At 61.3% G+C, this 25,031-nt stretch carries 21 protein-coding genes; 14 read left to right on the top strand and 7 right to left on the bottom strand.

All coding sequences use genetic code 11. The features are described from left to right. Positions 1 to 184: 184 nt before the first annotated feature. Both CAF79_RS19410 and CAF79_RS19415 read right to left on the bottom strand, forming a co-directional pair. Positions 185 to 799, bottom strand: coding sequence for an NAD(P)-dependent oxidoreductase (locus CAF79_RS19410; RefSeq protein ID WP_085699603.1), 615 nt, complete (start codon positions 797 to 799; stop codon positions 185 to 187). A gap of 46 nt (positions 800 to 845) precedes the next feature. Continuing rightward, positions 846 to 1,724: an MBL fold metallo-hydrolase gene (locus CAF79_RS19415; protein WP_085699605.1), complete on the bottom strand. Its 879-nt coding sequence runs from the start codon at positions 1,722 to 1,724 to the stop codon at positions 846 to 848. A gap of 115 nt (positions 1,725 to 1,839) precedes the next feature. Here CAF79_RS19415 and CAF79_RS19420 point away from each other — a divergent pair, with 115 nt between their 5' ends. Together CAF79_RS19420 and CAF79_RS29200 are read left to right on the top strand one after the other, a co-directional pair. Next, on the top strand, positions 1,840 to 2,745 hold the full coding sequence (locus tag CAF79_RS19420; RefSeq protein ID WP_218191882.1) for a LysR family transcriptional regulator: 906 nt from the start codon (positions 1,840 to 1,842) through the stop codon (positions 2,743 to 2,745). An 84-nt stretch (positions 2,746 to 2,829) separates the two neighbouring features. After that, positions 2,830 to 3,006 carry a hypothetical protein gene (locus CAF79_RS29200; RefSeq protein ID WP_166225760.1) on the top strand — a complete coding sequence of 59 codons (177 nt, stop codon included), beginning with the start codon at positions 2,830 to 2,832 and terminating at the stop codon, positions 3,004 to 3,006. A gap of 100 nt (positions 3,007 to 3,106) precedes the next feature. On the opposite strand, the gene CAF79_RS19430 is transcribed toward CAF79_RS29200, so the two are convergent. Next, positions 3,107 to 4,003, bottom strand: coding sequence for a helix-turn-helix domain-containing protein (locus CAF79_RS19430; RefSeq protein ID WP_085699611.1), 897 nt, complete (start codon positions 4,001 to 4,003; stop codon positions 3,107 to 3,109). Between the two features lie 178 nt (positions 4,004 to 4,181). Between CAF79_RS19430 and pobA the strand changes: the two genes are divergently transcribed. Together pobA and CAF79_RS19440 are read left to right on the top strand one after the other, a co-directional pair. Next, positions 4,182 to 5,375, top strand: coding sequence for a 4-hydroxybenzoate 3-monooxygenase (pobA, locus tag CAF79_RS19435; RefSeq protein WP_085699613.1), 1,194 nt, complete (start codon positions 4,182 to 4,184; stop codon positions 5,373 to 5,375). Positions 5,376 to 5,450: 75 nt separating this feature from the next. Continuing rightward, on the top strand, positions 5,451 to 6,968 hold the full coding sequence (locus CAF79_RS19440) for an MDR family MFS transporter (RefSeq protein WP_085699615.1): 1,518 nt from the start codon (positions 5,451 to 5,453) through the stop codon (positions 6,966 to 6,968). Positions 6,969 to 7,003: 35 nt separating this feature from the next. Here CAF79_RS19440 and CAF79_RS19445 read toward each other — a convergent pair whose 3' ends face one another. The 4 genes from CAF79_RS19445 to CAF79_RS19460 all read right to left on the bottom strand — a co-directional run bounded on the left by CAF79_RS19445 (position 7,004) and on the right by CAF79_RS19460 (position 10,908). Continuing rightward, a complete protein-coding gene (locus CAF79_RS19445) occupies positions 7,004 to 7,852 on the bottom strand; it encodes a cache domain-containing protein (protein WP_085699617.1) in 849 nt (282 codons plus the stop codon). 124 nt (positions 7,853 to 7,976) lie between these two features. After that, positions 7,977 to 8,852 carry an ATPase gene (locus tag CAF79_RS19450; protein ID WP_085699619.1) on the bottom strand — a complete coding sequence of 292 codons (876 nt, stop codon included), beginning with the start codon at positions 8,850 to 8,852 and terminating at the stop codon, positions 7,977 to 7,979. A 116-nt stretch (positions 8,853 to 8,968) separates the two neighbouring features. After that, positions 8,969 to 9,961 carry an NAD(P)-dependent oxidoreductase gene (locus tag CAF79_RS19455; protein ID WP_085699621.1) on the bottom strand — a complete coding sequence of 331 codons (993 nt, stop codon included), beginning with the start codon at positions 9,959 to 9,961 and terminating at the stop codon, positions 8,969 to 8,971. A 53-nt stretch (positions 9,962 to 10,014) separates the two neighbouring features. After that, on the bottom strand, positions 10,015 to 10,908 hold the full coding sequence (locus CAF79_RS19460) for a LysR family transcriptional regulator ArgP (protein ID WP_085606712.1): 894 nt from the start codon (positions 10,906 to 10,908) through the stop codon (positions 10,015 to 10,017). Between the two features lie 96 nt (positions 10,909 to 11,004). Here CAF79_RS19460 and CAF79_RS19465 point away from each other — a divergent pair, with 96 nt between their 5' ends. The 10 genes from CAF79_RS19465 to CAF79_RS19510 all read left to right on the top strand — a co-directional run bounded on the left by CAF79_RS19465 (position 11,005) and on the right by CAF79_RS19510 (position 25,016). Beyond that, positions 11,005 to 11,406, top strand: coding sequence for an ACT domain-containing protein (locus CAF79_RS19465; RefSeq protein ID WP_085699623.1), 402 nt, complete (start codon positions 11,005 to 11,007; stop codon positions 11,404 to 11,406). A gap of 5 nt (positions 11,407 to 11,411) precedes the next feature. After that, entirely contained in the window at positions 11,412 to 12,014 is a 603-nt protein-coding gene (locus CAF79_RS19470; protein WP_011335710.1) for a LysE/ArgO family amino acid transporter, read from the top strand. 176 nt (positions 12,015 to 12,190) lie between these two features. Continuing rightward, a complete protein-coding gene (locus CAF79_RS19475) occupies positions 12,191 to 12,787 on the top strand; it encodes a superoxide dismutase (RefSeq protein WP_003227660.1) in 597 nt (198 codons plus the stop codon). A gap of 353 nt (positions 12,788 to 13,140) precedes the next feature. After that, positions 13,141 to 15,192: a bifunctional diguanylate cyclase/phosphodiesterase gene (locus CAF79_RS19480; RefSeq protein WP_085699625.1), complete on the top strand. Its 2,052-nt coding sequence runs from the start codon at positions 13,141 to 13,143 to the stop codon at positions 15,190 to 15,192. Positions 15,193 to 15,389: 197 nt separating this feature from the next. Then, the gene (locus CAF79_RS19485; protein WP_085699627.1) at positions 15,390 to 16,736 is read left to right on the top strand and encodes an imelysin family protein; all 1,347 of its coding nucleotides are present in this window, start codon (positions 15,390 to 15,392) and stop codon (positions 16,734 to 16,736) included. 308 nt (positions 16,737 to 17,044) lie between these two features. Further along, positions 17,045 to 18,472: a di-heme oxidoredictase family protein gene (locus CAF79_RS19490; protein ID WP_085699629.1), complete on the top strand. Its 1,428-nt coding sequence runs from the start codon at positions 17,045 to 17,047 to the stop codon at positions 18,470 to 18,472. A gap of 26 nt (positions 18,473 to 18,498) precedes the next feature. After that, positions 18,499 to 19,563 (top strand): imelysin family protein, encoded by a 1,065-nt coding sequence (locus CAF79_RS19495; RefSeq protein ID WP_085699631.1) that lies wholly within the window; start codon positions 18,499 to 18,501, stop codon positions 19,561 to 19,563. Positions 19,564 to 19,577: 14 nt separating this feature from the next. Continuing rightward, positions 19,578 to 20,678, top strand: coding sequence for a DUF1513 domain-containing protein (locus CAF79_RS19500; protein ID WP_085699633.1), 1,101 nt, complete (start codon positions 19,578 to 19,580; stop codon positions 20,676 to 20,678). Positions 20,679 to 20,824: 146 nt separating this feature from the next. After that, positions 20,825 to 21,973: an efflux RND transporter periplasmic adaptor subunit gene (locus CAF79_RS19505; protein ID WP_085699635.1), complete on the top strand. Its 1,149-nt coding sequence runs from the start codon at positions 20,825 to 20,827 to the stop codon at positions 21,971 to 21,973. 13 nt (positions 21,974 to 21,986) lie between these two features. After that, on the top strand, positions 21,987 to 25,016 hold the full coding sequence (locus CAF79_RS19510; protein WP_085699637.1) for a multidrug efflux RND transporter permease subunit: 3,030 nt from the start codon (positions 21,987 to 21,989) through the stop codon (positions 25,014 to 25,016). The last annotated feature ends 15 nt before the right edge of the window (positions 25,017 to 25,031 follow it).

Genomic DNA, 25,031 nt, shown 5'->3' on the forward strand with positions numbered 1-25,031 from the left:
CGAAATCTCCCACGGATCTGTACTGCGCCAACAGTCAGAATCGAGCCTTGTCCCTCCTCCTCCCTTCAAGTACCAGCATACAAGCGAGCTTGCTCGCGAATACGGTGCGTCATTCAACGTTGATGTCGACTGACACGCCCTCTTCGCGAGCAAGCTCGCTCCCACATTGGATCGGTGTCGAGATTCAGTAACCGACCGTAAACCGCTGACGCGAATGCTTCGGCGTTTCCACTTCGTCGAGCAGCGCAATCGCGTAGTCGGCAAAGGTGATCGAGCTCAGGCCTTCAGCACTCACCAGCAAGTCATCCTTGCCGACACGGAACTTGCCGGTGCGCTCGCCTTCGACAAACAGCGCCGACGGCGACAGGAACGTCCAGTCCAGCTCCTGCTCCTGACGCAGCGCATCGAGAAACGCTGCACCGGCGCTGGCCTCGGCCTTGTACTCGGCGGGGAAACCGGCGCTGTCGATCACACGAGTACCGTCCGGCAGCAACAGCGAACCGGCACCGCCGACCACCAGCAGACGTTTCACCCCGGCCTGCTTCACCGGGCCGATCAGCGCACTGGCCGGCACCGTGGCGAAATGTGCGGCGCTGATCACCACATCGTGACCGACGACGGCGTCCTGCAGCGCGGCGGAGTCCAGCACGTCGACATTCTTGCTGACCACACCGGCACGGGCGCCGATTTTCGAGGTATCCCGAGCGATGGCGGTGACGCTGTGGCCGCGACGCAGGGCTTCTTCCAGCAGTTGGCTGCCGGCACGGCCGGTGGCACCAATGATTGCGATCTTGCTCATGACATTCTCCAGTTGGCTTGAGAGTGCTGCGTTTTTCAGAATCGGGTTACCACTTCATTTCGCCCTTGGCGACTTTGGCGCTCAGCTCCAGTGAGCTTTCTTCGCCCAGTTTCGGGTAGCGTTTTTTCATCGCGGCGATCAGTGCGGCAGAGTCCTTGGCCTTGGCAGTTTCTTCGTCGAACGCCTTGATGTAGTCGGCAGTGAATTTCACGGCCGCCAGTGAACGGGCGCTGTCACCCAGGTAGTGACCCGGCACCACGGTTTTCGGTTTCAGGGTTTCGATCGAGTGCAGGGTTTCCAGCCAGTCGGCGTGGGACTGCGCGGTCTGGGTGTCGGCCATCCATATGTGGATGTTCTCGGCGACAACCACACCACCGACCACGGCTTTCAGTGAAGGAATCCACACGAAGCTGCGATCCGGCTGCTTGCCTTCCAGGCCAACCACCTGCAGCTTTTGCCCTTCAAGCATCAGGCTGTCGCCCTTGAGCACGCCCGGCACGATGGTTTTGGCCGGCACGTCGGCGCCCATTTTCGGGCCCCAGAAGGCGAGTTTGCCGTCGACGGTTCGCTTGATGTGATCAACGGTCGGTTGCGAGGCCAAGACCTTTGCCTGCGGGAAGGCTTTGGTCAGGGTGTCGAGACCGAAGTAGTAATCCGGGTCACCGTGGCTGATGTAGATGGTGGTCAATTGCTTGCCGCTGGCGCGGATCTTTTCCACCACTTGCTCGGCCTGGGATTTGCCGAACTGGGCGTCCACCAGAATCGCGTCTTTCTCGCCGCTGACCAGCACCGAAGTCACCGGGAAGATCGCCTTGGTGCCCGGGTTGTAGACGTCGAGGGTCAGGTTCGCGGCCGCTGCGTGGGCAGCAAAACCGAGGGTGGCGGTGGCCAGTAAAACGCGCTTGAGAGTGGTGAAGCCGATCATGAGTTGCTCTGCTGTTCGAATGCCGTGCTTGGCGATGGGGGCAGAGCTTAGTTGCCAGACTCGTTACAAAAAATGCGATGCTTGAACATAGTTTGTTTCTGAAAGCGGGCAAATCATGGATCGTCTCCAAGCAATGCGGGTGTTTGTCACGGTGGTGGATCTGGGCAGCCAGTCGGCGGCGGCCGATCACCTGGACCTGTCGAGGCCGGTGGTGTCGCGGTATCTGGCGGAACTGGAAGACTGGGTCGGCGCGCGCCTGATGCACCGCACCACCCGCAAGTTGAGCCTGACCGCCGCCGGCAACGAAATCCTGCCGCGCTGCCGGCAGATGCTGGAGCTGTCCGGTGACATGCAGGCCGCGGTCAGCGAACCTGCCGATGCGCCACGGGGTTTGTTGCGGATCAGCGTCAGCACCTCGTTCGGCCAGGCGCAGCTGGCCGATGCCATGGCGGCGTTCGTCAAAGCGTATCCGGGGGTGAACATCGATCTGCAGATGCTCGATCGCACGGTAAACCTGGTGGACGAACGCATCGACCTGGCGATTCGCACCAGCAATGACCTCGATCCGAATCTGATCGCCCGGCGCCTGACGGTGTGCCGCTCGGTGGTCTGCGCCGCGCCCGCCTATCTGCAAGAACATCCGCAGCCACAACGCGTAGAAGATCTGAGCCGGCACAACTGCCTGACCCATTCCTATTTCGGCAAGAGCCTGTGGCATTTCGAGGAGGATGGCGAACCGGTTTCGGTACCGGTGCAGGGCAACATCAGCGCCAACGAGGCCAGCACCCTGCTGCGCGCGACCCTGGCCGGCGCCGGGGTGGCGATGCTGCCGACCTATCAGGCCGGGGTGCATGTACACAGCGGCGAACTGGTTCGCCTGCTGCCCCACGCCGAGCCGCGGCAGATGAACATCTATGCCGTGTATGCCTCGCGCAAGCACATGCCGGCGGCGCTGCGTTGCATGCTGGATTTTCTGGTGCAGCGTTTTCCCGAAAACCCGCAATGGGATGAAGGGCTGTAAAGACGTTCGCAGCCGCTGGCAACTCCACGGCGCTGACCTATGCTGAAAGCAGTACCCAAGGGTATTCGTTCAGAGGTCACCGCCATGAACACCAGAACAAGAAGATACTTCGCGATTTTCATCACCTGCGCGGCCACGCTGGCGCTGTACGGCACCGCAGCATGGCGCGTGGAGCAGTTGCGGCAACTGCCCCGTGAATACGCGAGCTGCAACTTCGAGCGCTGCATTCCTCACAACGCCACCCTCAACGCCCTGCGCTGATACTGGACGTCTGTGGGAGTGAGCTTGCTCACGAAGGCGGCGTGTCAGGTGGCAAAACTGCCGGCTGATCCACCCTCTTCGCGAGCAAGCTCGCTCCCACCTATTGACTCTCTTGTTGTTCGGATTTGAGTCGGTCGCGGAACGCCTTTGGCGAGATCCCCACCCGGCGCCGGAACAGGCGCGTGAAGTTGGTCGGATCGGAAAACCCCAACACCTCGGACATCTCGTAAATCGTCATGCTGGTGTACGTCAGCAGACGCTTGGCTTCCAGCAATTGACGCTCGTGCATGATCTGCAACGCCGGCTGCCCCGCCAGTTCGCGGCAGGTGCCGTTGAGGTGCGAGACGGAAATCCCCAGACGATGGGCCAGGTCCTCGACCTTGACGTGCTGTCTGTACGTCTCCTCCACCAATTGAATAAAGCCATTGAGATATTCACGCTGGCGCTGCGGGCGTTGCGTGGCGTTGTGACGGCGGATCGCCTGACGGCTGACCCAGACCATGATCACGCTGACCAGCGAATGCATGAGCATTTCCCGCGCCGGTTGATGGCCGTTGTACTCGGCCTGCAATGCGGCAAACAGACTGTTGAGGTACTCCGCGTCCTTGCCCGCCGGATAGCTTTCGGCCTGGGCCAGGGCCTGCACCGCGCTGCCCAGTTGTGCCTGCAAATGGTTGATCAACGGTGTGGCGAGGGTGACGACAAATCCTTCGACGTCCTCGGAAAAACGAAATCCATGCACCGATAACGGCGGCAGGATCTGGATCGCGGCTTCCTTCAGTTGCGTGCGTTGGCCTTCGATTTCAAGCTCTGCCTGACCTTTGAATACGAAGAGCAACTGGCACAAATCGGCATGACGGTGGGGTTTGATTTCCCATTGGTGTTCGCGGCTGCGTTTGGAAATGGTTTCACAGTGCAGCAAGTCAGGGGTCGGCCAGTCCAGGCTTTCACCGTAGAGCTTGAACACCGGAATCGAAGGCAGGTCAGGCTTGTTCATCACTTCAATCCAGGCCTCGAGGTTTGCGGGCGATAATCGCACCGATTGGCAGAATGTACAGGTATCGGCTCAGTTTTCACCTTCAATTGACAGACCCGCAAGGGAAAAATGCAAGCACTCGAATCCTGAAAATCATTCACCGGCCGTTGTCGCGTGAAGCTTGCGAGTCATAAAAACAATGAAAACGCTGAAAACCCAAGTCGCCATCATCGGCGCCGGTCCGTCCGGATTATTGCTCGGCCAACTGCTGCACAACGCCGGCATCGACACCCTGATTCTGGAGCGTCAGACACCTGACTATGTACTCGGCCGAATCCGCGCCGGTGTGCTTGAACAAGGCATGGTAGAGCTATTGCGCGAGGCTGGCGTGGGTCAGCGGATGGACGCCGAAGGGCTGGTGCATGGCGGGTTCGAACTGGCCCTGGACGGGCGTCGGGTACACATCGATCTGCAGGCGTTGACCGGTGGAAAAACCGTGATGGTCTACGGCCAGACCGAGGTCACCCGTGACCTGATGGCCGCTCGTCGGGAGACCGGCGGACAAACCATCTACGAAGCCAGCCATGTCGTTCCCTGTGACATGAAAAGCGACGAGGCCTACGTCACCTTCGAAAAGGACGGCGAAACCTGGCGCGTCGATTGCGACTACATCGCCGGTTGCGACGGGTTCCACGGTGTGGCCCGGCAGTCGATTCCCGAGGACTGCCTGAAAGTCTTCGAGCGGGTTTATCCGTTCGGCTGGCTGGGCATTCTCGCCGATACGCCACCGATTCACGACGAACTGGTCTACGCCCGCCACGAGCGCGGCTTCGCCCTGTGCAGCATGCGTTCGGCGACCCGCACCCGCTATTACCTGCAAGTGCCGGCCGAGGAAAACGTCGACGACTGGTCGGACCAACGCTTCTGGGATGAACTGCGCAAGCGTCTGCCGGAGGACCTGGCGCAACAACTGGTGACCGGTCCGTCGATTGAGAAAAGCATCGCGCCACTGCGCAGTTTTGTGGTCGAGCCGATGCAATACGGGCGGATGTTTCTGGTAGGGGACGCGGCGCACATCGTTCCGCCGACCGGCGCCAAGGGGCTGAATCTGGCGGCCAGCGATGTCAGCACGCTGTTCAGGATTTTGCTGAAGGTCTATCGCGAAGGTCGCACCGGACTTTTGGAGATGTATTCAGAGATCTGCCTGCGCCGGGTGTGGAAGGCCGAGCGATTTTCCTGGTGGATGACCTCCATGCTGCACCGTTTCGACGAGCACGACGATTTCAGTCAGCGCATCAGCGCGTCTGAACTGGATTACTTTGTCAGCTCGGAAGCGGGGCAAAAAACCATTGCAGAAAATTACGTCGGGCTTCCGTATGAGGCTATCGAATAGCCTGCTATCGACTTACACTGGCGAGCACTGATCCGCTCGCCACGGCGGATATCATCTCTGCCCACAGGTTTGCCCGTGACCACTCTCAACCACCCCGAAACGCCCAAACCGGCCATTCGCAGCGTGCTGGTCGCGCTGATGCTGGCGATCTTTCTCGGCGCGCTGGACCAGACCATCGTCGCCGTTTCCATGCCGGCCATCTCCGCACAGTTCAAGGATGTCAGCCTGCTGGCCTGGGTGATTTCCGGGTACATGGTGGCAATGACCGTAGCGGTGCCGATTTACGGCAAGCTCGGCGATTTGTACGGGCGGCGCAAACTGATGCTGTTCGGCATGGGCCTGTTCACCCTCGCCTCGCTGTTTTGCGGCATGGCCCAGAGCATGGAGCAACTGGTACTGGCGCGGATTTTCCAGGGCATCGGCGCCGGCGGGATGATTTCGGTGAGCCAGGCGATCATCGGCGACATCGTGCCGCCACGGGAGCGCGGCCGTTATCAGGGTTATTTCAGCAGCATGTACGCGGTGGCCAGCGTCGCCGGCCCGGTGCTCGGCGGCTACATGACCGAGTACCTGTCCTGGCGCTGGGTGTTCCTGATCAACCTGCCGCTGGGCCTTGGCGCGTATTGGGTGGCGCGACGCAATCTGATCGGCCTGCCGATTCCGCAGCGCAAGCCCATCATCGATTACCTCGGCACACTGCTGATGATCATCGGCCTGACCGCGCTGTTACTGGCGATCACTGAGGTCGGCCAGGGCCACGCGTGGCGCAGCAGTGAAGTGCTCGGTCTGTTCGCGTGCGCGGTGGCGGTGCTGGCGTTGTTCGTCTGGCATGAGCGGCGCGCCAGGGAGCCGTTGTTGCCGATGCATCTGTTCACCAACCGCAGCGCGCTGCTGTGCTGGTGCACGATTTTCTTTTGCAGCTTCCAGGCGATTTCGCTGATTGTGCTGATGCCGCTGCGCTTCCAGAGCGTGACGGGCGCGGGAGCTGACAGCGCTGCGTTGCACTTGCTGCCGCTGGCGATGGGTTTGCCGATCGGCGCGTATTTCGCCGGCCGTCGTACCTCGATCACCGGGCGCTACAAACCGCAGATTCTCACCGGCGCGCTGCTGATGCCGATCTCGATCCTCGGCATGGCCTTCAGCCCGCCTGATGCGACACTGATCAGCAGCCTGTTCATGCTGCTCAGCGGTATCGCCGGCGGCATGCAGTTCCCGACCTCGCTGGTCGGCACGCAGAACTCGGTCGAGCAAAAGGACATCGGCGTCGCCACCAGCACCACCAACCTGTTCCGCTCCCTGGGCGGCGCGGTGGGTGTGGCGTTGATGTCGGCGCTGTTGCTGGCGTTGTTGCAGGACTCCAGTTTCGCCCATCTGGCCGGCAGTTCGTTGATGAGCGAAGGGCATTCCGGCAACGTGCTGCTCGATGGCCTGAACGCGGCGCCCGGCGATGCGCAGAACGCCTTGCGCGCCGAGCTGCTGGTGACATTCCGGCATCTGCTGATGGTCAGCGCGGCGGTGTCGCTGCTCGGGCTGGCGGCGGCGATCACGATGCCGAACCGGTTGTTGCGCGGGCGTGAACACGGCGTCCGCTGACTAACGAACACCGTCGCTCCCACAGGAATGTGCACTCAAGCGCTGTAATAACCGACCGCCACCAGCATGTTCCCGACCTTCTTCAGGTAGGCATGTTTGTTCTCGACCTTGCCGGTCACCGGGTTTTTCCAGCGGTACTCGTACTCACCCTCATCCTGTTTGCCAATCAGCGCGAGAATCGGTTCGCCCACCGGTTTGCCTTCCGGGTCATCGACCTTGGCGAAATCGGTGTTGATCAGGCGCAGGTTGGTGCCGTGGGCGACGTAGCGGTGGGTGTCGAGATTGACGACGAACACATACAGGTCGTCCTGCAAGTAACCGCCCTTGAGCGAGTTGATCGCGGACAACGTGCCCTTCTCGTCTTTGGTCAGGTCGGTGGCCGCTTTGTCGAGCAACGCTTTCGCCTGTTCAGCCGACGCGCGCGGCAAGTAATAACCCACTGCCAGAATCCGCTGACCGATGCGTTGATAGTAAACGTGCTTGCGCTCGACCTTGCCGTCGGACCAGTTCTGCCAGCGGTACTCGGCCTGCTGGATGCCGTTGCCCTCCGGCACTTTCAGGGCGTCCCTGAAGGACTTTTGCAAGTCCGGCCCGAGGACTTCGCTGACGTCACGGCCGATCAATGCCGACGACGGCCCGCCGCTGGCGAGCATCACGCCCTTGGTGTCGACCACGAACACGTAACGGTCCTTGTCGACGAATTCGCCCTGACGGCTGAACGCCGCGAACGCCTTGTCGCCGTTGTCGTGGTAATAGGCCAGAGCCTTTTCCAGCAGGGCGATGGCGGCCTTGCTGTCATCTTTTTCCGTGGTAGCCGCGTTGGCCTGACCGAAACTCAACAGCAGCACCGCGCCGAGCCAGGCCAGCTTGTGCACAAACCCCATGACGCATCCCTCGTTCTTGTTGGTGTTTCAAGAGCGTAGACGGCCTGAAGGCATGTATGGATATTCAGAAAGCTTCTGAATGTTGCTGCGGCGAGGGCGTTCGCGCCCTCGCCATGCGACAGGCTTACGGACGGGCGTTGATTTGCTGTTGCAGATTCTGGATCTGCGCTTGCAGGGTGTTGATGTTGCGGGTCATCTGCCCACGGAATGCGTCGAACTCGGCGGTGTTGGTGCCGCCCTGCGCAGCGGCCGGACGATTGTCCTGCTCGCTCTTGAGAATGACGATTTCCTGCTCCAGACGCTCGATGGCGGCGTTCGAACCGCCCTGTTTTTTCAGGGCCGTGATGTCGGCACCGAGGCTCTTGAACTGCGCGTCGAAGCTTTTCACCTGTGCATCGAAGCTCTTGAGCTGGGCATCGACCTTGCTGGTGTCGGCCGGCGTGCTTTTCAGCGTCGCCAGCTCGGCGCTCAGGGCTTTGACCTGGGCCTGCAACTGGGTGTTGGCGTTCTGTTGTTCGGTGGTCTGGGCGGTCATCTGCGCCAGGCGCTTGTCCAGATCCGTCGCCTGCCCGGCCACGCCCTGCTGCTGTTTGCTCTGATCCTGAAGCGCACTTTGCAGCTGCTTGATCTGCAGCTTCAGGGCTTCGCTGTCGGTGGTGACGTTGGTCTGGCTGGCTACGACCTTGCCGGAAATGTCCTGCAAGCGCCCCGCCGCTTCCTCACTGATGCGCGCAAAACTTTCCTGGGTCGCCACCAGTTGCTGCTCCATCAGCGAAATCTGCTGGAAGCTCCACCAGGCCAGACCAATGAACGCGAAGAACAATGCGCCGACCAGTGCCCACAACGGCCCGGTGCTGGCAGCCTTGACCTTGACCACCGGCGGCGTGCGCGAATGCACGGAGGTGCGGGCGGTGGCCGGAAAATCGTCGTCATCGAGGGTATCGGCGCGCAGGCTCGGTACATCGTCGAAATCGTCGTGGGCATCGTTACGCATGGACATTGAGGCAACCTTTGTGAAACGCGGTGATGGCAGATTGGGGCGAAGTATAAACCCCGCGGCCGCTGGGGTTGACCCTCAAGCCGTGGCGCGGTTCAGTGCCGGCCGGCAGATTCGTGTCAACGAATGTCCTGGGCCTTCCACCAGCCACAGAACTCATCGAGGGCCGTCCACAGACTGACTTTCGGATCGTAGTCCAGATAATGCCGGGCGCGACTGATGTCGAGGGTGAAATTTTTGTTCATCACCTGCATGCCCAGGCGCGACAGGGTCGGCTCGGGACGCCCCGGCCAAAGCTTGCACACACCTTCGTTGAGCGCCGCCACGCTGTAGGCCAGGCCGTAGGAACGGTATTTGGTGACCTGTGGGACTTCCATCTTGCGCATCACGTAATTGACCACATCCCACAGCGGCACCGGAGCGCCGTTGCTGATGTTGTAGGCCTTGCCCAGCGCTGAGGCGTCGGCCAGCAGGCTGCTGAGCAACGCTTCGTTGAGGTTGTGCACGCTGGTGAAATCGACCTTGTTCAGACCGTTGCCGATGATCGCCAGACGGCCCTTGCGCTGCATGTTCAGCAAGCGCGGGAAGATGCTCATGTCGCCGGCGCCGGTGACGAAACGCGGGCGCAAGGCGAGGGTTTCGAGGCCGAATTCCTGGGCGCCGAAGACCTTTTGCTCGGCCAGGAATTTGGTCGCTGCGTAGTGATGCTTGAAGCGCTTGGGCACTTGCTCTTCGGTCAGGCCGAGATGGTCGCGACCGTCAAAGTAGATTGATGGCGACGACAGATGCACCAGCCGCCGAACCCGTTGTTTCAGGCAGGCCTCGACCACGTTTTCGGTGACCTGCACGTTGCCCTGATGGAAGTCCTGATACCGGCCCCACAAGCCGACCGCGCCGGCGCAATGCACCACGGCTTCGACATCACTGCATAGCGCACGCACCAGATCCGGGTCGCTCAAATCGCCTTGAACGAACTCGGCACCGCGACGCACCAGATGCTCGACACCCTCGGCCCGGCGACCGTTGACCCGCACGTCCAGGCCCTGCTCCAGGGCGAAACGCGCAAAGCGTCCGCCAATGAAGCCGCTTGCGCCGGTGACCAGAATTTTCATGTAAAGCTCCGCTGTCTTTCGTTTGCCTGATTCGTGAGTCTTGACGCTGGCCGTCAGTCCAACGGCACCAGCCATTGCGCCGACGAGCGCACCAATTGCTCGGTCAACAGGCCGAGCAACTGACCGCCATTGCGCCAATGATGCCAGTACAAGGGCACGTCGATCGGTTTATCTGGCAACAGTTCGCGCAGCACGCCGCGCTCCAGTTGTTCGCGCACCTGTAATTCCGGCACCAGTCCCCAGCCGAGTCCGGCTTCGGTCAGGCGAATGAAGCCTTCGGACGACGGACACAGGTGATGTTCGAAACCGCCATCGACGCCGAGGGAAGCCAGATAACGATGCTGCAGAAAATCGTCCGGGCCGAACACCAGCGCCGGGGTGCGCGGCAATTGCTCGGCCCGCACGCCGTCGGGAAAGTGCCGTTCAATGAACGCCGGACTGGCCAGTGCCCGATAACGCATCGCGCCAAGTAACACGCTACGCGCGCCTGCAACCGGCCGCTCGCTGGCGCACAGGCAACCGGCCACTTCACCGGCGCGCATGCGTTTGAGGCCGACAGTCTGGTCTTCGACGATCAGGTCCAGCAATAGATGTTGTTCGGCGCAGAAATCGCCCACCGCCTCGGCCCACCAGGTGGCGAGGCTGTCGGCATTCAGGGCGATGCGCAGGCGCTCCGGCAGGCCTTCTTCGTCCAGCGCCGGCACCAGCGTCTGCAAATCCCGTTCGAGCAGGCGCACCTGCTGCACATGGTTGAGCAGGCGCCGGCCAATTTCGGTCGGCGAAGGCGGCGTGCCGCGCACCAAAACCGGCTGGCCGACCCGCGCCTCCAGCAGTTTGATCCGCTGGGAAATCGCCGATTGCGAAAGGCCCAGCACCTGCGCCGCCCGTTCGAATCCGGCCTGCTCGACCACGGCGGCCAGAGCGGAAAGCAATTTGTAGTCGAACATCAGTTTTCCTAATGAGCGATCAGCACTATTGGTTTTTCTTATACAGCGTCAACCGGGAGAATAGCCAGCAAGCACTCTTTATCAAGGACCACCTCCATGGCTGGCGAAACCTCGTTGACCACCCTGCTGCGCAGCATGAGCCCGCAGCTCAATGCTGGCGAATACGTGTTCTGTACCTTGCGCGACGGGCATTTGCCGAGCGGCCTGGAAATCGTCGGCAGTTTCCGTGAACAGGAAGGCCTGACGGTGATTCTCGAACGCTCCCACGCCGAGCGCGCCGGTTTCAGCTTTGACAATGTCGCGGCGTGGATCACGTTGAACGTGCATTCGGCGCTGGAAGCCGTCGGCCTGACCGCCGCGTTCGCCACCGCACTGGGCAGGGCCGGCATCAGTTGCAACGTGATTGCCGGCTACTACCACGATCATTTGTTCGTCGGTCAGGCCGACGCCGAACGCGCCATGCAAGTGCTGCGCGATCTCGCAGCCAACGCGGAGTAACGATCATGTGGCAAAGCTATACCAACGGTTTGCTGGTGGCGTTCGGGCTGATCATGGCGATCGGCACGCAGAATGCCTTTGTCCTGGCGCAGAGCCTGCGGCGTGAGCATCACCTGCCGGTCGCCGCGCTGTGCGTCGCCTGTGATGCGTTGCTGGTGGCGGCAGGGGTTTTCGGTCTGGCCACCGTGCTGGCGCAGAATCCGACCCTATTGGCGGTCGCCCGCTGGGGCGGCGCGGTGTTTCTGATCTGGTACGGCAGCCAGGCGTTGCGCCGGGCTTGCTCGAAGCAAAGTCTGCAACAGGGAGAAAACCAGACCGTTCGTTCGCTGCGCGCGGTGATGCTCAGCGCACTGGCAGTGACGCTGCTCAACCCGCACGTCTATCTGGACACCGTTCTGCTGATCGGTTCTCTCGGCGCACAACAGTCGGTGCCTGGCGCTTATGTCGTCGGTGCGGCGAGTGCTTCGCTGTTGTGGTTCTTCACCCTGGCGTTCGGCGCGGCATGGCTTGCACCGTGGCTGGCACGGCCGAGTACGTGGCGGATTCTCGATCTGTTGGTCGCGGTAATGATGTTCACGGTGGCAGGGCAATTGATATTGGCTTCATGATTTATTCCAAACAGCTCTGGAACCTCTATCCCACACAGTTGTTGCGTGGTTAAGCCGCACCCCCGGTGCTATGATCCGAACCCTGCGCCGCAAAGAGTAAAAACTCGCCGGTGCATTTCTGGCCGCCCGTGATCGGCCTTGCGCTCACCGCAACAGACCTGATTAGGAGAATCATCATGGCTTTCGAATTGCCGCCGCTGCCTTACGCACACGATGCCCTGCAGCCGCACATTTCCAAGGAAACCCTGGAATTCCACCACGACAAGCACCACAACACCTACGTCGTGAACCTGAACAACCTGGTGCCAGGCACCGAGTTCGAAGGCAAGACCCTGGAAGAAATCGTCAAGACTTCCTCGGGCGGCATCTTCAACAACGCCGCTCAGGTCTGGAACCACACCTTCTACTGGAACTGCCTGGCGCCAAACGCCGGCGGTCAACCAACCGGCGCACTGGCTGAAGCCATCAACGCGGCTTTCGGTTCGTTCGACAAGTTCAAGGAAGAGTTCAGCAAAACCTCGATCGGCACCTTCGGTTCCGGCTGGGGCTGGCTGGTGAAAAAGGCTGACGGTTCCCTGGCCCTGGCCAGCACCATCGGCGCCGGCAACCCGCTGACCAGCGGCGACACCCCGCTGCTGACCTGCGACGTGTGGGAACACGCTTACTACATCGACTACCGTAACCTGCGTCCAAAATACGTCGAGGCGTTCTGGAACCTGGTCAACTGGAAGTTCGTGGCCGAGCAGTTCGAAGGCAAGACCTTCACCGCTTAAGCTGCACGCCAGACAAAAACCCGGCCATTGCCGGGTTTTTTCTGCCCGCAGAAATCCTCGTGGATGCGCCGCATAACAAACAGAGCCTTTTCCCACACGCAAAACAGCCCTTCTCGCCTTGCTCACAAGCCACCGCGAACTAACATCAAAGAGGAAAAATTGTCCGACGCCCCTCAAGTTGGAGGCCAGAACTACCGACACAGTACAAATAGGGCAAATACTCCAGACAGCAGCATTTCGGCCAAGGCCACGGACAAATTTTCCGCGGCTCGATTGTCCCTTTGACTGCCAACACGGGATTGCCAATACTCATGGCAACTTGACGCTACCCGCACGGAACAAGGAATAACCCTTTGAAGCTGGAACTCAAGAACAGCTTGTCGGTGAAGTTGCTCCGGGTCGTGCTCCTGTCGGCATTGATCGTCGGCGTGGTCTTGAGCTGCGCGCAGATCGTTTTCGATGCGTATAAAACACGCCAGGCTGTCGCCAACGATGCCGAACGCATCCTCGACATGTTCCGCGATCCCTCCACCCAGGCGGTCTACAGCCTGGACCGGGAGATGGGCATGCAGGTGATCGAAGGCCTGTTCCAGGACGACGCCGTGCGCCAGGCCTCCATCGGCCATCCCAATGAAGCGATGCTCGCGCAGAAATCCCGCGAACTGCAGCATTCCAACAGCCGCTGGCTGACCGACCTGATCCTTGGTCAGGAACGCACGTTCACCACCCAACTGGTGGGACGCGGCCCCTACAGCGAATATTACGGCGACCTGAGCATCACCCTCGACACGGCCACCTACGGTCAGGGTTTCATCGTCAGCTCGGTGATCATCTTCATTTCCGGCGTGTTGCGCGCTTTGGCCATGGGGCTGGTGCTGTATCTGGTCTATCACTGGCTGCTGACCAAACCGCTGTCGCGGATCATCGAACACCTCACCGAGATCAACCCCGACCGCCCCAGCGAACACAAGATTCCGCAGCTCAAGGGCCACGAAAAAAACGAACTGGGGATCTGGATCAATACCGCCAACCAGTTGCTCGAATCCATCGAACGCAATACCCACCTGCGCCACGAGGCGGAAAACAGCCTGCTGCGCATGGCCCAGTACGACTTTCTCACCGGTCTGCCGAACCGCCAGCAATTGCAGCAGCAACTGGACAAGATTCTGGTGGACGCCGGCAAGCTGCAACGGCGGGTCGCCGTCCTTTGCGTAGGTCTGGACGATTTCAAAAGCATCAACGAACAATTCAGCTATCAGACCGGCGACCAGTTGCTGCTGGCACTCGCCGACCGCCTGCGCGCCCACAGCGGTCGCCTCGGCGCCCTCGCCCGTCTCGGCGGCGATCAGTTCGCTCTGGTGCAGGCCGATATCGAACAGCCTTACGAAGCGGCGGAACTGGCGCAAAGCATTCTTGATGACCTGGAAGCACCGTTCGCCCTCGATCATCAAGAGATTCGCCTGCGCGCGACCATCGGCATCACCCTGTTCCCGGAGGATGGCGACAGCACCGAAAAGCTGTTGCAGAAAGCCGAGCAGACCATGACCCTGGCCAAGACCCGCTCGCGCAACCGCTATCAGTTCTATATCGCCAGCGTCGACAGCGAAATGCGCCGACGTCGCGAGCTGGAAAAAGACCTGCGTGATGCGCTGTTGCGCGACCAGTTCTACCTCGTCTACCAGCCACAGATCAGCTACCGCGATCATCGTGTGGTCGGCGTCGAAGCCCTGATCCGCTGGCAGCATCCGGAACATGGTCTGGTGCCGCCGGACCTGTTCATCCCGCTGGCGGAACAGAACGGCACCATCATCGCCATCGGCGAATGGGTGCTGGATCAGGCCTGCAAGCAACTGCGCGACTGGCACGATCAGGGCTTCGTCGACCTGCGCATGGCGGTCAACCTGTCCACCGTGCAGTTGCACCACGCCGAGCTGCCACGGGTGGTCAACAACCTGTTGCAGATGTACCGCCTGCCACCGCGCAGCCTGGAGCTGGAAGTCACCGAAACCGGCCTGATGGAAGACATCAGTACCGCCGCCCAGCACCTGCTGAGCCTGCGCCGCTCCGGCGCCCTGATTGCCATCGACGACTTCGGCACCGGCTATTCGTCGCTGAGTTATCTCAAGAGTCTGCCGCTGGACAAGATCAAGATCGACAAGAGCTTCGTCCAGGATCTGCTGGATGACGACGATGACGCGACCATCGTTCGCGCCATCATTCAGCTGGGCAAGAGCCTGGGCATGCAGGTAATCGCCGAGGGCGTGGAAACCGCCGAACAGGAAACCTACATCATCTCCGAAGGCTGCCACGAAGGTCAGGGCTACCACTACAGCAAGCCGCTGCCGGCGCGCGAGCTGAGCGTTTATCTCAAGCAGGCCCAGCGCAGCAACGCGGCCATCCTCTGAAATCTTCCTGCAAAGCCCGGCAAAACCCTCGATCCGCCGGGTATCGTCTCCGCTGTTGATCCAGCGCAAGCCTCGCGCAAATAGGAAATATTTCCAGCTACAGCCCTTTACACATAATGCGAAAGATTTGCATTATGTCGCAGCTTTTTGCGCAGCCCCGCGCCTGTCCACTCAATTACCGAAGCAGGATGTTCGCCATGATTCGTATGCCTCTGGCTACCGCCAGTCTGCTGGCCATCGCTATTTCCCTCGCCGGTTGCGGCGAAGGTAAAGACAAAGAAAAGGCCGCCGCTCCTGCGCCGACTCCAGCTGCGAGCACTGCCGCACCGGCTGCGCCTGCTGCTGCCGGCAAAGTCGACGAGGCCGCCGGCAAAGCCGTTGTCTCGCACTATGCCGACATGGTCTTCGCCGTTTACAGCGATGCCGAATCCACCGCGAAAACCCTGCAAACCGCCATCGACGCGTTCCTTGCCAAGCCGAACGCCGACACCCTGAAAGCCGCCAAGGCTGCCTGGGTAGCCGCCCGCGTTCCTTATCTGCAGAGCGAAGTGTTCCGCTTCGGCAATACCATAATCGATGACTGGGAAGGTCAGGTGAATGCCTGGCCGCTGGACGAAGGCCTGATCGACTACGTCGACAAATCCTATGAGCACGCACTGGGCAACCCGGGTGCCACTGCCAACATCATCGCCAACACCGAAGTTCAGGTTGGCGAAGACAAGGTCGACGTCAAGGACATCACCCCGGAAAAACTCGCCAGCCTGAACGAGCTGGGCGGTTCCGAAGCCAACGTCGCCACCGGCTACCACGCCATCGAATTCCTGCTCTGGGGCCAGGACCTGAACGGCACCGGCCCTGGCGCCGGCAACCGTCCTGCGTCGGACTACCTGGAAGGCGCCGGCGCTACCGGCGGCCATAACGACCGTCGTCGTGCCTACCTGAAAGCCGTTACCCAGCTGCTGGTCAGCGACCTGGAAGAAATGGTCGGCAACTGGAAACCGAACGTGGCCGACAACTACCGCGCCACCCTGGAAGCCGAACCGGCTGAAAGCGGCCTGCGCAAAATGCTGTTCGGCATGGGCAGCCTGTCCCTGGGCGAGCTGGCCGGCGAGCGCATGAAGGTGTCCCTGGAAGCGAACTCCCCGGAAGACGAACAGGATTGCTTCAGCGACAACACCCACAACTCGCACTTCTACGATGCCAAGGGCATTCGTAACGTTTACCTGGGCGAGTACACCCGCGTCGACGGCACCAAAATGACCGGCGCCAGCCTGTCGTCGCTGGTGGCCAAGGTTGACCCGGCTGCCGACACCGCCCTGAAAAACGATCTGGCCGCTACCGAAGCCAAGATCCAGGTCATGGTCGATCACGCCAACAAGGGTGAGCACTACGACCAGTTGATCGCTGCCGGCAACACCGCCGGCAACCAGATCGTCCGTGACGCCATCGCCTCGCTGGTCAAGCAGACCGGTTCGATCGAAGCGGCTGCCGGCAAACTGGGCATCAGCGACCTGAACCCGGACAACGCCGATCACGAGTTCTGATTGACACTGTCTGACTGAACAAGGCGACCTTCGCAGATTGTGTGAAAACCTAACAATCTGCGCAGCGTTCAAAAAAAATGCTCCGTATCGAAAGATACGGAGCATTTTTCGTTATGGCCTACATCCAAGGAGAATCCCAAATCAACAGCCGAACGCAGAGCGTCCGTTGAGGCATTCCCACGCAGAGCGTGGGAACGATCAATCCTTCAGAATTGCCACAAATCAAGCAAACGATAATTCCTCTTATTCAAACCCCCTCGCCCTGTTAGACTTTGCGCCTTTATTTTTGCCCGTCCGCAGGAAGTCTGATGCCGTCGTTGCCTCTTCGCTTGTCCGCACTGTGTCTGGCCCTGGGCCTGAGTGCCTGCGATGACGCCCCGCGTTTCACCAAGGCCGAGCCGGGTGAGGCCCGTTCCGGCGGCGCGGCGACCGTGCGCAAGAGCGATCAGAACGCGTTTTCCCTGCCGTCCGCCAACCTGCCGCCCTCGCGCCGGGTGGACTTCAGCGTCGGCAACAGTTTCTTTCGCAGCCCGTGGGTGATCGCGCCGTCGACCACCACGGCCCGCGATGGCCTCGGCCCGCTGTTCAACACCAACGCCTGCCAGAACTGCCACATCAAGGACGGCCGCGGTCATCCGCCGACACCGGATGCAGCCAACGCTGTTTCGATGCTGGTGCGCCTGTCGATTCCAGATGCGCCGGCTTATGCCAAGGTGATCGAACAGGTGGGCGTGGTGCCCGAACCCGTCTACGGCGGTCAGTTTCAGGACATGTCTGTCCCAGGCGTCGCGCCGGAAGGCAAGGTGCGGGTCGATTACACGCCGGTGCCGGTTCGCTTCAAGGACGGCACCGAAGTCGAGCTGCGTAAACCGGTTTTGCAGATTACCCAGCTCGGCTACGGTCCGATGCACCCGGACACGCGTTTCTCCGCCCGCGTTGCACCGCCGATGATCGGCCTCGGTCTGCTCGAAGCGATCCCCGAAGAAGCGATCCTCGCCAACGCCACCGCCCAGGCCAAAGAGAACAACGGCGTCAACGGTCGGCCAAACCGGGTCTGGGACGACGCGCAGCAAAAGACCGTCATGGGTCGATTTGGCTGGAAAGCCGGCCAACCAAACCTCAATCAACAGAATGTTCACGCGTTTTCGGGTGATATGGGCCTCACCACCAGCCTCAGACCGTTTGATGACTGCACCGACGCACAAACCGCCTGCAAACAGGCGCCGAATGGTAACGGCCCGGATGGTGAGCCGGAAGTCAGCGACAACATCCTGCGTCTGGTGCTGTTCTACAGCCGCAACCTCGCCGTTCCCGCCCGTCGAGGGGTCAACGATGCGCAGGTGCTGGCCGGCAAGAATCTGTTTTTCCAGGCTGGCTGCCAGTCCTGTCACACACCGAAGTACACCACTGCCGCGAACGCTGCCGAACCTGAACTGGCCAATCAAGTGATTCGCCCGTACAGCGATCTGCTGCTGCATGACATGGGCGAAGGTCTGGCGGACAACCGCACTGAATTCCAGGCCTCCGGCCGCGACTGGCGCACCCCGCCGCTGTGGGGCATCGGCCTGACGCAGGCGGTCAGCGGCCACACCCAGTTTCTGCATGACGGCCGCGCCCGCAACCTGCTCGAAGCCGTGCTCTGGCATGGCGGCGAAGCCAAGGCGGCGCAGCAACAGGTTTTGTCTTTCAACGCCGAGCAGCGTGCCGCGCTGCTGGCGTTCTTGAACTCACTTTAAACACCTAAAAGAATCGGGAGCCCGACATGTTCCGTCCCAAGCTGTTCTTCACCAGCCTTGCCGCACTGGCCCTCGGCGCGTGCTCGCCGCAGGACCCGCAAGCCGTCACTTCGGCAGCCATCGCCAAATCGGTGATCCTGCCGACCTACACGCGCTGGGTCGAAGCCGACAAGCAACTGGCCATCAGCGCCCTCGCCTACTGCCAGGGCAAAGAGTCCCTGGACACCGCCCGTGCCGACTTCCTGCATGCGCAGAAAGCCTGGGCCGAGCTGCAACCGCTGCTGATCGGCCCGCTGGCCGAGGGCAACCGTTCGTGGCAGGTGCAGTTCTGGCCGGACAAGAAAAACCTGGTCGGCCGTCAGGTCGAGCAACTGGTCACCGCGCAACCGCAGATCGATGCGGCCGCCCTGGCCAAGTCCAGCGTCGTGGTTCAAGGCCTGTCCGCCTACGAGTACATCCTGTTCGACGCCAAGCCGGATGTGGCCAACGATGCGCAGAAAGCCAAATACTGCCCGCTGTTGGTGGCCATCGGCGAGCGTCAGAAACAACTGGCCGAAGAGATCCTCAGCAGTTGGAACAACACCGACGGCATGCTCGCGCAGATGAGCAAATTCCCGAACCAGCGCTACGCAGACTCGCACGAAGCGATCGCCGATCTGCTGCGGGTACAGGTCACTGCCCTCGACACCCTGAAGAAAAAACTCGGCACGCCGATGGGCCGTCAGAGCAAGGGCGTGCCTCAGCCGTTCCAGGCCGATGCATGGCGCAGCCAGTCGTCCATGGAGTCGCTGGAAGCCAGCCTCGCGGCGGCGAAAACCGTCTGGGAAGGCGTCGACAACAAAGGCCTGCGCGGCCTGCTGCCGGCCGAGCAAAAGCCGCTGGCGGACAAGATCGATGCAGCCTACGCGGCGTCGCTCAAACTGTTTGCCAGCACCCAGCGCTCGCTGACCGAAATGCTCAACGACGACGCCGGTCGCCAGCAGCTCAACGACATCTACGACAGCCTCAACGTCGTCCACCGCCTGCACGAAGGCGAGCTGGCCAAGGCGCTGGGCATCCAACTGGGCTTCAACGCCAACGACGGTGACTGATGAGGGCACGTGCCATGCTGCGACGCCAGGCTCTGACTTTAGGTAGTTTGCTGCTGGGAGCAGTGACTCTGGGCGGCTGGACGCTGTTCAAACGCAAGGACCAAAGCCCGCTGCTGCTGTCGGCGCGGGACGACACCGACGGCAAGCATTACGCCGTCGGCTATCGGCTGGACGGCACTCAAGTGTTCGCCACCGCAGTCGGCCAGCGCTGCCACGACATCATCAATCACCCGACGCTGCCGATCGCGCTGTTCGTCGCCCGCCGGCCGGGCACCGAGAGCTATCTGATCGACCTGCGCAACGGTGGATTGCTGCAAACCGTGACCTCGCAGCCGAACCGGCATTTCTACGGCCACGCGGTGATCCACCACAGCGGCGACTACCTGTACGCCACCGAAAACGACACCAGCGATCCGGGCCGTGGACTGCTCGGGGTGTACAAATTCGAAGGCGAACGGCTGGTCCACAGCGGCGAGATTTCCACCCACGGTCTCGGCCCGCATCAGGTGTCGTGGATGCCCGACGGTGAAACCCTGGTGGTGGCCAACGGCGGGATCCGCACCGAGGCCGAAAGCCGGGTCGACATGAACCTCGACGCCATGGAACCGAGCCTGGTGCTGATGCAGCGCGACGGCACTTTGCTGAGCAAGGAAACCCTCGCCCAGCAGATGAACAGCGTGCGCCACCTGGGGATCGCCAGCGACGGCACCATCGTCGCCGGCCAGCAATTCATGGGGCCGTCCCACGAGCGCTCGGAGCTGCTGGCGATCAAACGTCCCGGTCAGCCATTCGTGGCGTTCCCGGTGCCGGAGCATCAGTTGCAGTCGATGGGTCATTACACCGCCAGCGTCGCCGTGCACAGCGACCTGCGTCTGGTGGCACTGACCGCACCGCGCGGCAACCGCTTCTTCATCTGGGATCTGGACAGCGGCGAAGTGCGCCTCGACGCACCGCTGCCTGACTGCGCCGGCGTCGGTGCAGTGAAGGACGGTTTTGTCGTGACCTCCGGTCAGGGACGCTGCCGCTACTATGATTGCCGTCAGGACGATCTGCTGGCCAAACCGCTGGATTTGCCCGCAGGGCTCTGGGACAACCATCTTCATCTGATGGCCTGAAATTCGCCGCCGACCGCTCGGTCGGCGGCCCCGCTGTACTCCACCTTCCTCCCTGATACCCGATAAAAACTGGCAGTTGGAATCCCTGCCGGACTCAGGGTAATGTGCCCGCCTGTCTCACCTGATTTTCTCCAAGGAACTGGAATATGCTGCGTCGCCGCATGCTGATCATGTTGGGTGTTGTACTGCTGATCATTCTGCTACTCGCCGGTTACAAGGCCTTCTCGATCTACACGATGATCCAGGGCTTTGCCAAACCGAAACCGCCGATCAGCGTCGCCGTGGCCACGGCCGTCGAGCGCCCGTGGCAAATGCGCTTGCCCACCGTCGGCACGCTGAAGGCGCTGCAAGGCGTCGACCTGAGTCTGGAGAACGCCGGCACCGTCACCGAGCTGAAATTCGAATCGGGGCAGAAGGTCAAGGCCGGCCAACCATTACTGCAACTGGACAGCGCCGTCGAAGCCGCCTTCCTCGAAACCGCCAAGGCCGATCTCGGTCTCGCGCAGCTGGATTACGGTCGCGGCAGCCAGCTCGTCGGCAGCAGCGCCATCTCCAAAGGCGAATTCGACCGGCTCTCGGCGCAGTTGCAAAAGAACAAGGCCACGGTCAATCAACTCAATGCGGCGCTGGCCAAAAAACGCATCGTCGCGCCCTTCAGCGGCACCATCGGCATCCGCCTCGTCGATATCGGCGACTACCTCGCCAGCGGCACCAAGATCGCCACCCTGCAGGATCTGAGCAGCCTCTACGCCGACTTCTATGTACCCGAACAGTCGGTACCGAAACTGGCCATCGGTCAGCCGGTGCAGATCACGGTCGCGGCCTATCCCGGCCAGAACTTCACCGGCGCCATCAGCGCCATCAACCCGATCGTCGAAAGCACCACCCGCAATATCCTGGTGCGCGCCACCCTGGCCAACCCCGACGGCAAGTTGCTGCCGGGCATGTTCACCAGCGTCGAGGTCCTGCTGCCGGATCCGCAGAAACACATCGTGGTCCCGGAAAGCGCGATCACCTACACCCTCTACGGCAATTCGACGTACGTGGTCACCCAGAAGAAAGCCGAAGACGGCACCGTCGAAAAGGACGACAAGGGCCAACCGGTACTGATCGCCGAGCGTCGGTTCGTCGAGACCGGCGAACGCCGCAATGGCCAGGTAGTGATCAACAAGGGCGTGCAGAGCGGCGAACAGGTGGTGACGGCCGGCCAGATCAAACTGGACAACGGCGCCCACATTGCCATCAGCGACGACAAGACCCTCGGCGAGCAGAACAGTCCGCCCCGCGCCGACTGATCAAGGAAACCCAATGGCTTTTACCGATCCGTTCATCCGCCGCCCGGTGCTCGCCACCGTGGTCAGCCTGCTGATTGTGCTGCTGGGCTTCCAGGCCTGGAGCAAACTGCCGCTGCGTCAGTACCCGCAAATGGAAAACGCCCTGATCACGGTGACCACCGCGTACCCCGGGGCCAACGCCGAAACCATCCAGGGCTACATCACCCAGCCGATGCAACAGAGTCTGGCCAGCGCCGAGGGCATCGACTACATGACCTCGGTCAGTCGCCAGAACTTCTCGGTGATTTCGATCTACGCGCGCATCGGCTCCAACAGCGACCGCTTGTTCACCGAACTGCTGGCCAAGGCCAACGAGGTGAAGAACAAACTGCCTCAGGACGCCGAAGACCCGGTACTGAGCAAGGAAGCCGCCGACGCCTCGGCGCTGATGTACATCAGCTTCTTCAGCAAGGAACTGAACAACCCGCAGATCACCGACTATCTGTCGCGGGTGATCCAGCCGAAGCTGGCGACCTTGCCGGGCATGGCCGAGGCGGAGATTCTCGGCAACCAGGTGTTCGCCATGCGCCTGTGGATCGATCCGGTGAAACTCGCCGGTTTCGGCCTCAGCGCCAGCGACGTGACCAACGCGGTGCGCCAGTACAACTTCCTCTCCGCCGCCGGCGAAGTGAAAGGCGAGTACGTGGTCACCAGCATCAATGCCAACACTGAACTGAAGTCCGCCGAAGCCTTCGGCAAGATCCCGCTCAAGGTCAGTGGCGACAGTCGGGTGTTGCTCAGCGATGTGGCACGGGTCGAGATGGGCGCGGAAAACTACAACTCGATCAGTTCGTTCGGCGGAACACCTTCGGTGTATATCGGGATCAAGGCCACGCCCGGGGCCAACCCGCTGGATGTGATCAAGGAAGTGCGCAAGATCATGCCGGAGCTGGAGGCCCAGTTGCCGCCCAACCTCAAGAGCGAGATCGCCTACGATGCCACGCTGTTCATCCAGGCCTCCATCGACGAAGTGGTGAAAACCCTGTTCGAGGCGGTGCTGATCGTGATCGTGGTGGTATTCCTGTTCCTCGGCGCCCTGCGCTCGGTGGTCATTCCGGTAGTGACCATTCCGCTGTCGATGATCGGCGTGATGTTCTTCATGCAGATGATGGGCTATTCGATGAACCTGCTGACCCTGCTGGCAATGGTGCTGGCCATCGGGCTGGTGGTGGACGACGCGATTGTGGTGGTGGAAAACATTCACCGGCATATCGAGGAAGGCAAGACACCGCTGGACGCCGCGCTCCAGGGCGCTCGGGAAATCGCCATGCCGGTGGTGTCGATGACCATCACCCTGGCGGCGGTGTACGCACCGATCGGTTTCCTGACCGGGCTGACCGGAGCGCTGTTCAAGGAGTTTGCGCTGACACTGGCCGGGGCAGTGGTGATTTCCGGGATCGTCGCCCTGACTCTGTCACCGATGATGTGCGCCGTGCTGTTGCGCCACGATGAAAACCCCACGGGTCTGGCCCATCGACTGGACCGGATTTTCGACAGCCTCAAGCGCCGCTATCAAAGCATGCTGCACGGCACACTCAACACCCGGCCGGTGGTGCTGGTGTTCGCGGTGATCGTGCTGTGCCTGATTCCGGTGCTGCTCAAGTTCACCAAGTCGGAACTGGCACCGGACGAAGACCAGGGCATCATTTTCATGATGGCCAACGCCCCGCAGCCGACCAACCTCGATTACCTGAACACCTACACCGACGAGTTCATCAAGATCTTCAAGGAGTTTCCGGAGTACTACTCATCGTTCCAGATCAACGGCTATAACGGCGTGCAGACCGGCATCGGCGGTTTCCTGCTCAAACCGTGGAACGAGCGCAGTCGCACACAAATGGAAATCCTCCCGGAAGTACAGGGCAAACTCGAGGGCATTCCCGGCCTGCAGATCTTTGGTTTCAACCTGCCATCCCTGCCCGGCACCGGCGAAGGCCTGCCGTTCGAGTTCGTGATCAACACCGCCAACGACTACGAGCTGTTGCTGCAAGTGGCTGACCGGATCAAGAAACGCGTCATGGCGTCGGGCAAGTTCGCCTTCGTTGACCTCGATCTGGCTTTCGACAAACCCGAAGTGGTGGTCGACATCGACCGCGCCAAGGCGGCGCAGATGGGCGTGTCGATGCAGGATCTGGGCGGCACCCTCGCCACTTTGCTGGGCGAAGCCGAGATCAACCGGTTCACCATCGAAGGCCGCAGCTACAAGGTCATCGCCCAGGTCGAGCGGGCCTACCGCGACAACCCGGACTGGCTGAACAATTACTACGTGAAAAATACCCAGGGCGAGTTGCTTCCGCTGTCGACCCTGATCACCGTGACCGACCGCGCACGACCGCGACAGCTCAATCAGTTCCAGCAACTCAACGCGGCGAAACTGTCCGGTTTCCCGCTGGTGAGCATGGGCGAAGCCATCGACAGCGTGTTGCAGATCGCCCGGGAAGAAGCCCCGGCCGGTTTTGCTTTCGATTACGGCGGCGCCTCCCGGCAGTTCGTCCAGGAAGGCAGTGCGCTGTGGGTAACTTTTGCCCTGGCCCTGGCGATCATTTTCCTGGTGCTGGCGGCGCAGTTCGAAAGCTTCCGCGACCCGCTGGTGATTCTGGTGACCGTGCCGTTGTCGATCTGCGGGGCACTGATTCCGTTGTTCCTCGGCTGGTCGAGCATGAACATCTACACCCAGGTCGGGCTGGTGACGCTGATCGGGCTGATCAGCAAGCACGGGATCCTGATCGTCGAGTTCGCCAACCAGTTGCGCAAGGAGAAGGGCCTGACACCCCGCGAGGCGGTGGAGGAAGCGGCGGCGATTCGTCTGCGCCCGGTGTTGATGACGACCGCGGCGATGGTGTTCGGCATGGTGCCGCTGATCCTGGCCACCGGCGCCGGTGCGGTCAGCCGTTTCGACATCGGTACCGTGATCGCGACCGGGATGTCGATCGGGACGCTGTTCACGCTGTTTGTTCTACCGTGCGTTTACACCGTGCTGGCGAAACCCGATCCCAAGGCGTGACGCAATAAAAAAGGC

Origin of the sequence: Pseudomonas sp. B26(2017) (assembly GCF_002113045.1) — a bacterium.
In the GTDB taxonomy this organism is placed as follows: Bacteria; Pseudomonadota; Gammaproteobacteria; order Pseudomonadales; family Pseudomonadaceae; genus Aquipseudomonas.

What these genes read in the sequence shown, in the direction of transcription:
- CAF79_RS19475 (WP_003227660.1), top strand. Translation starts at nt 12,191, where the DNA reads ATGGCTTTCGAATTGCCGCCGCTGCCTTACGCACACGATGCCCTGCAG.
- pobA (WP_085699613.1), top strand. Translation starts at nt 4,182, where the DNA reads ATGAAAACGCTGAAAACCCAAGTCGCCATCATCGGCGCCGGTCCGTCC.
- CAF79_RS19490 (WP_085699629.1), top strand. Translation starts at nt 17,045, where the DNA reads ATGCCGTCGTTGCCTCTTCGCTTGTCCGCACTGTGTCTGGCCCTGGGC.
- CAF79_RS19430 (WP_085699611.1), bottom strand. Translation starts at nt 4,003, where the DNA reads ATGAACAAGCCTGACCTGCCTTCGATTCCGGTGTTCAAGCTCTACGGT.
- CAF79_RS19415 (WP_085699605.1), bottom strand. Translation starts at nt 1,724, where the DNA reads ATGATCGGCTTCACCACTCTCAAGCGCGTTTTACTGGCCACCGCCACC.
- CAF79_RS19485 (WP_085699627.1), top strand. Translation starts at nt 15,390, where the DNA reads ATGATTCGTATGCCTCTGGCTACCGCCAGTCTGCTGGCCATCGCTATT.
- CAF79_RS19455 (WP_085699621.1), bottom strand. Translation starts at nt 9,961, where the DNA reads ATGAAAATTCTGGTCACCGGCGCAAGCGGCTTCATTGGCGGACGCTTT.
- CAF79_RS19420 (WP_218191882.1), top strand. Translation starts at nt 1,840, where the DNA reads ATGGATCGTCTCCAAGCAATGCGGGTGTTTGTCACGGTGGTGGATCTG.
- CAF79_RS19465 (WP_085699623.1), top strand. Translation starts at nt 11,005, where the DNA reads ATGGCTGGCGAAACCTCGTTGACCACCCTGCTGCGCAGCATGAGCCCG.
- CAF79_RS19460 (WP_085606712.1), bottom strand. Translation starts at nt 10,908, where the DNA reads ATGTTCGACTACAAATTGCTTTCCGCTCTGGCCGCCGTGGTCGAGCAG.
- CAF79_RS29200 (WP_166225760.1), top strand. Translation starts at nt 2,830, where the DNA reads ATGAACACCAGAACAAGAAGATACTTCGCGATTTTCATCACCTGCGCG.
- CAF79_RS19500 (WP_085699633.1), top strand. Translation starts at nt 19,578, where the DNA reads ATGCTGCGACGCCAGGCTCTGACTTTAGGTAGTTTGCTGCTGGGAGCA.
- CAF79_RS19470 (WP_011335710.1), top strand. Translation starts at nt 11,412, where the DNA reads ATGTGGCAAAGCTATACCAACGGTTTGCTGGTGGCGTTCGGGCTGATC.
- CAF79_RS19410 (WP_085699603.1), bottom strand. Translation starts at nt 799, where the DNA reads ATGAGCAAGATCGCAATCATTGGTGCCACCGGCCGTGCCGGCAGCCAA.
- CAF79_RS19505 (WP_085699635.1), top strand. Translation starts at nt 20,825, where the DNA reads ATGCTGCGTCGCCGCATGCTGATCATGTTGGGTGTTGTACTGCTGATC.
- CAF79_RS19445 (WP_085699617.1), bottom strand. Translation starts at nt 7,852, where the DNA reads ATGGGGTTTGTGCACAAGCTGGCCTGGCTCGGCGCGGTGCTGCTGTTG.
- CAF79_RS19450 (WP_085699619.1), bottom strand. Translation starts at nt 8,852, where the DNA reads ATGTCCATGCGTAACGATGCCCACGACGATTTCGACGATGTACCGAGC.
- CAF79_RS19495 (WP_085699631.1), top strand. Translation starts at nt 18,499, where the DNA reads ATGTTCCGTCCCAAGCTGTTCTTCACCAGCCTTGCCGCACTGGCCCTC.
- CAF79_RS19510 (WP_085699637.1), top strand. Translation starts at nt 21,987, where the DNA reads ATGGCTTTTACCGATCCGTTCATCCGCCGCCCGGTGCTCGCCACCGTG.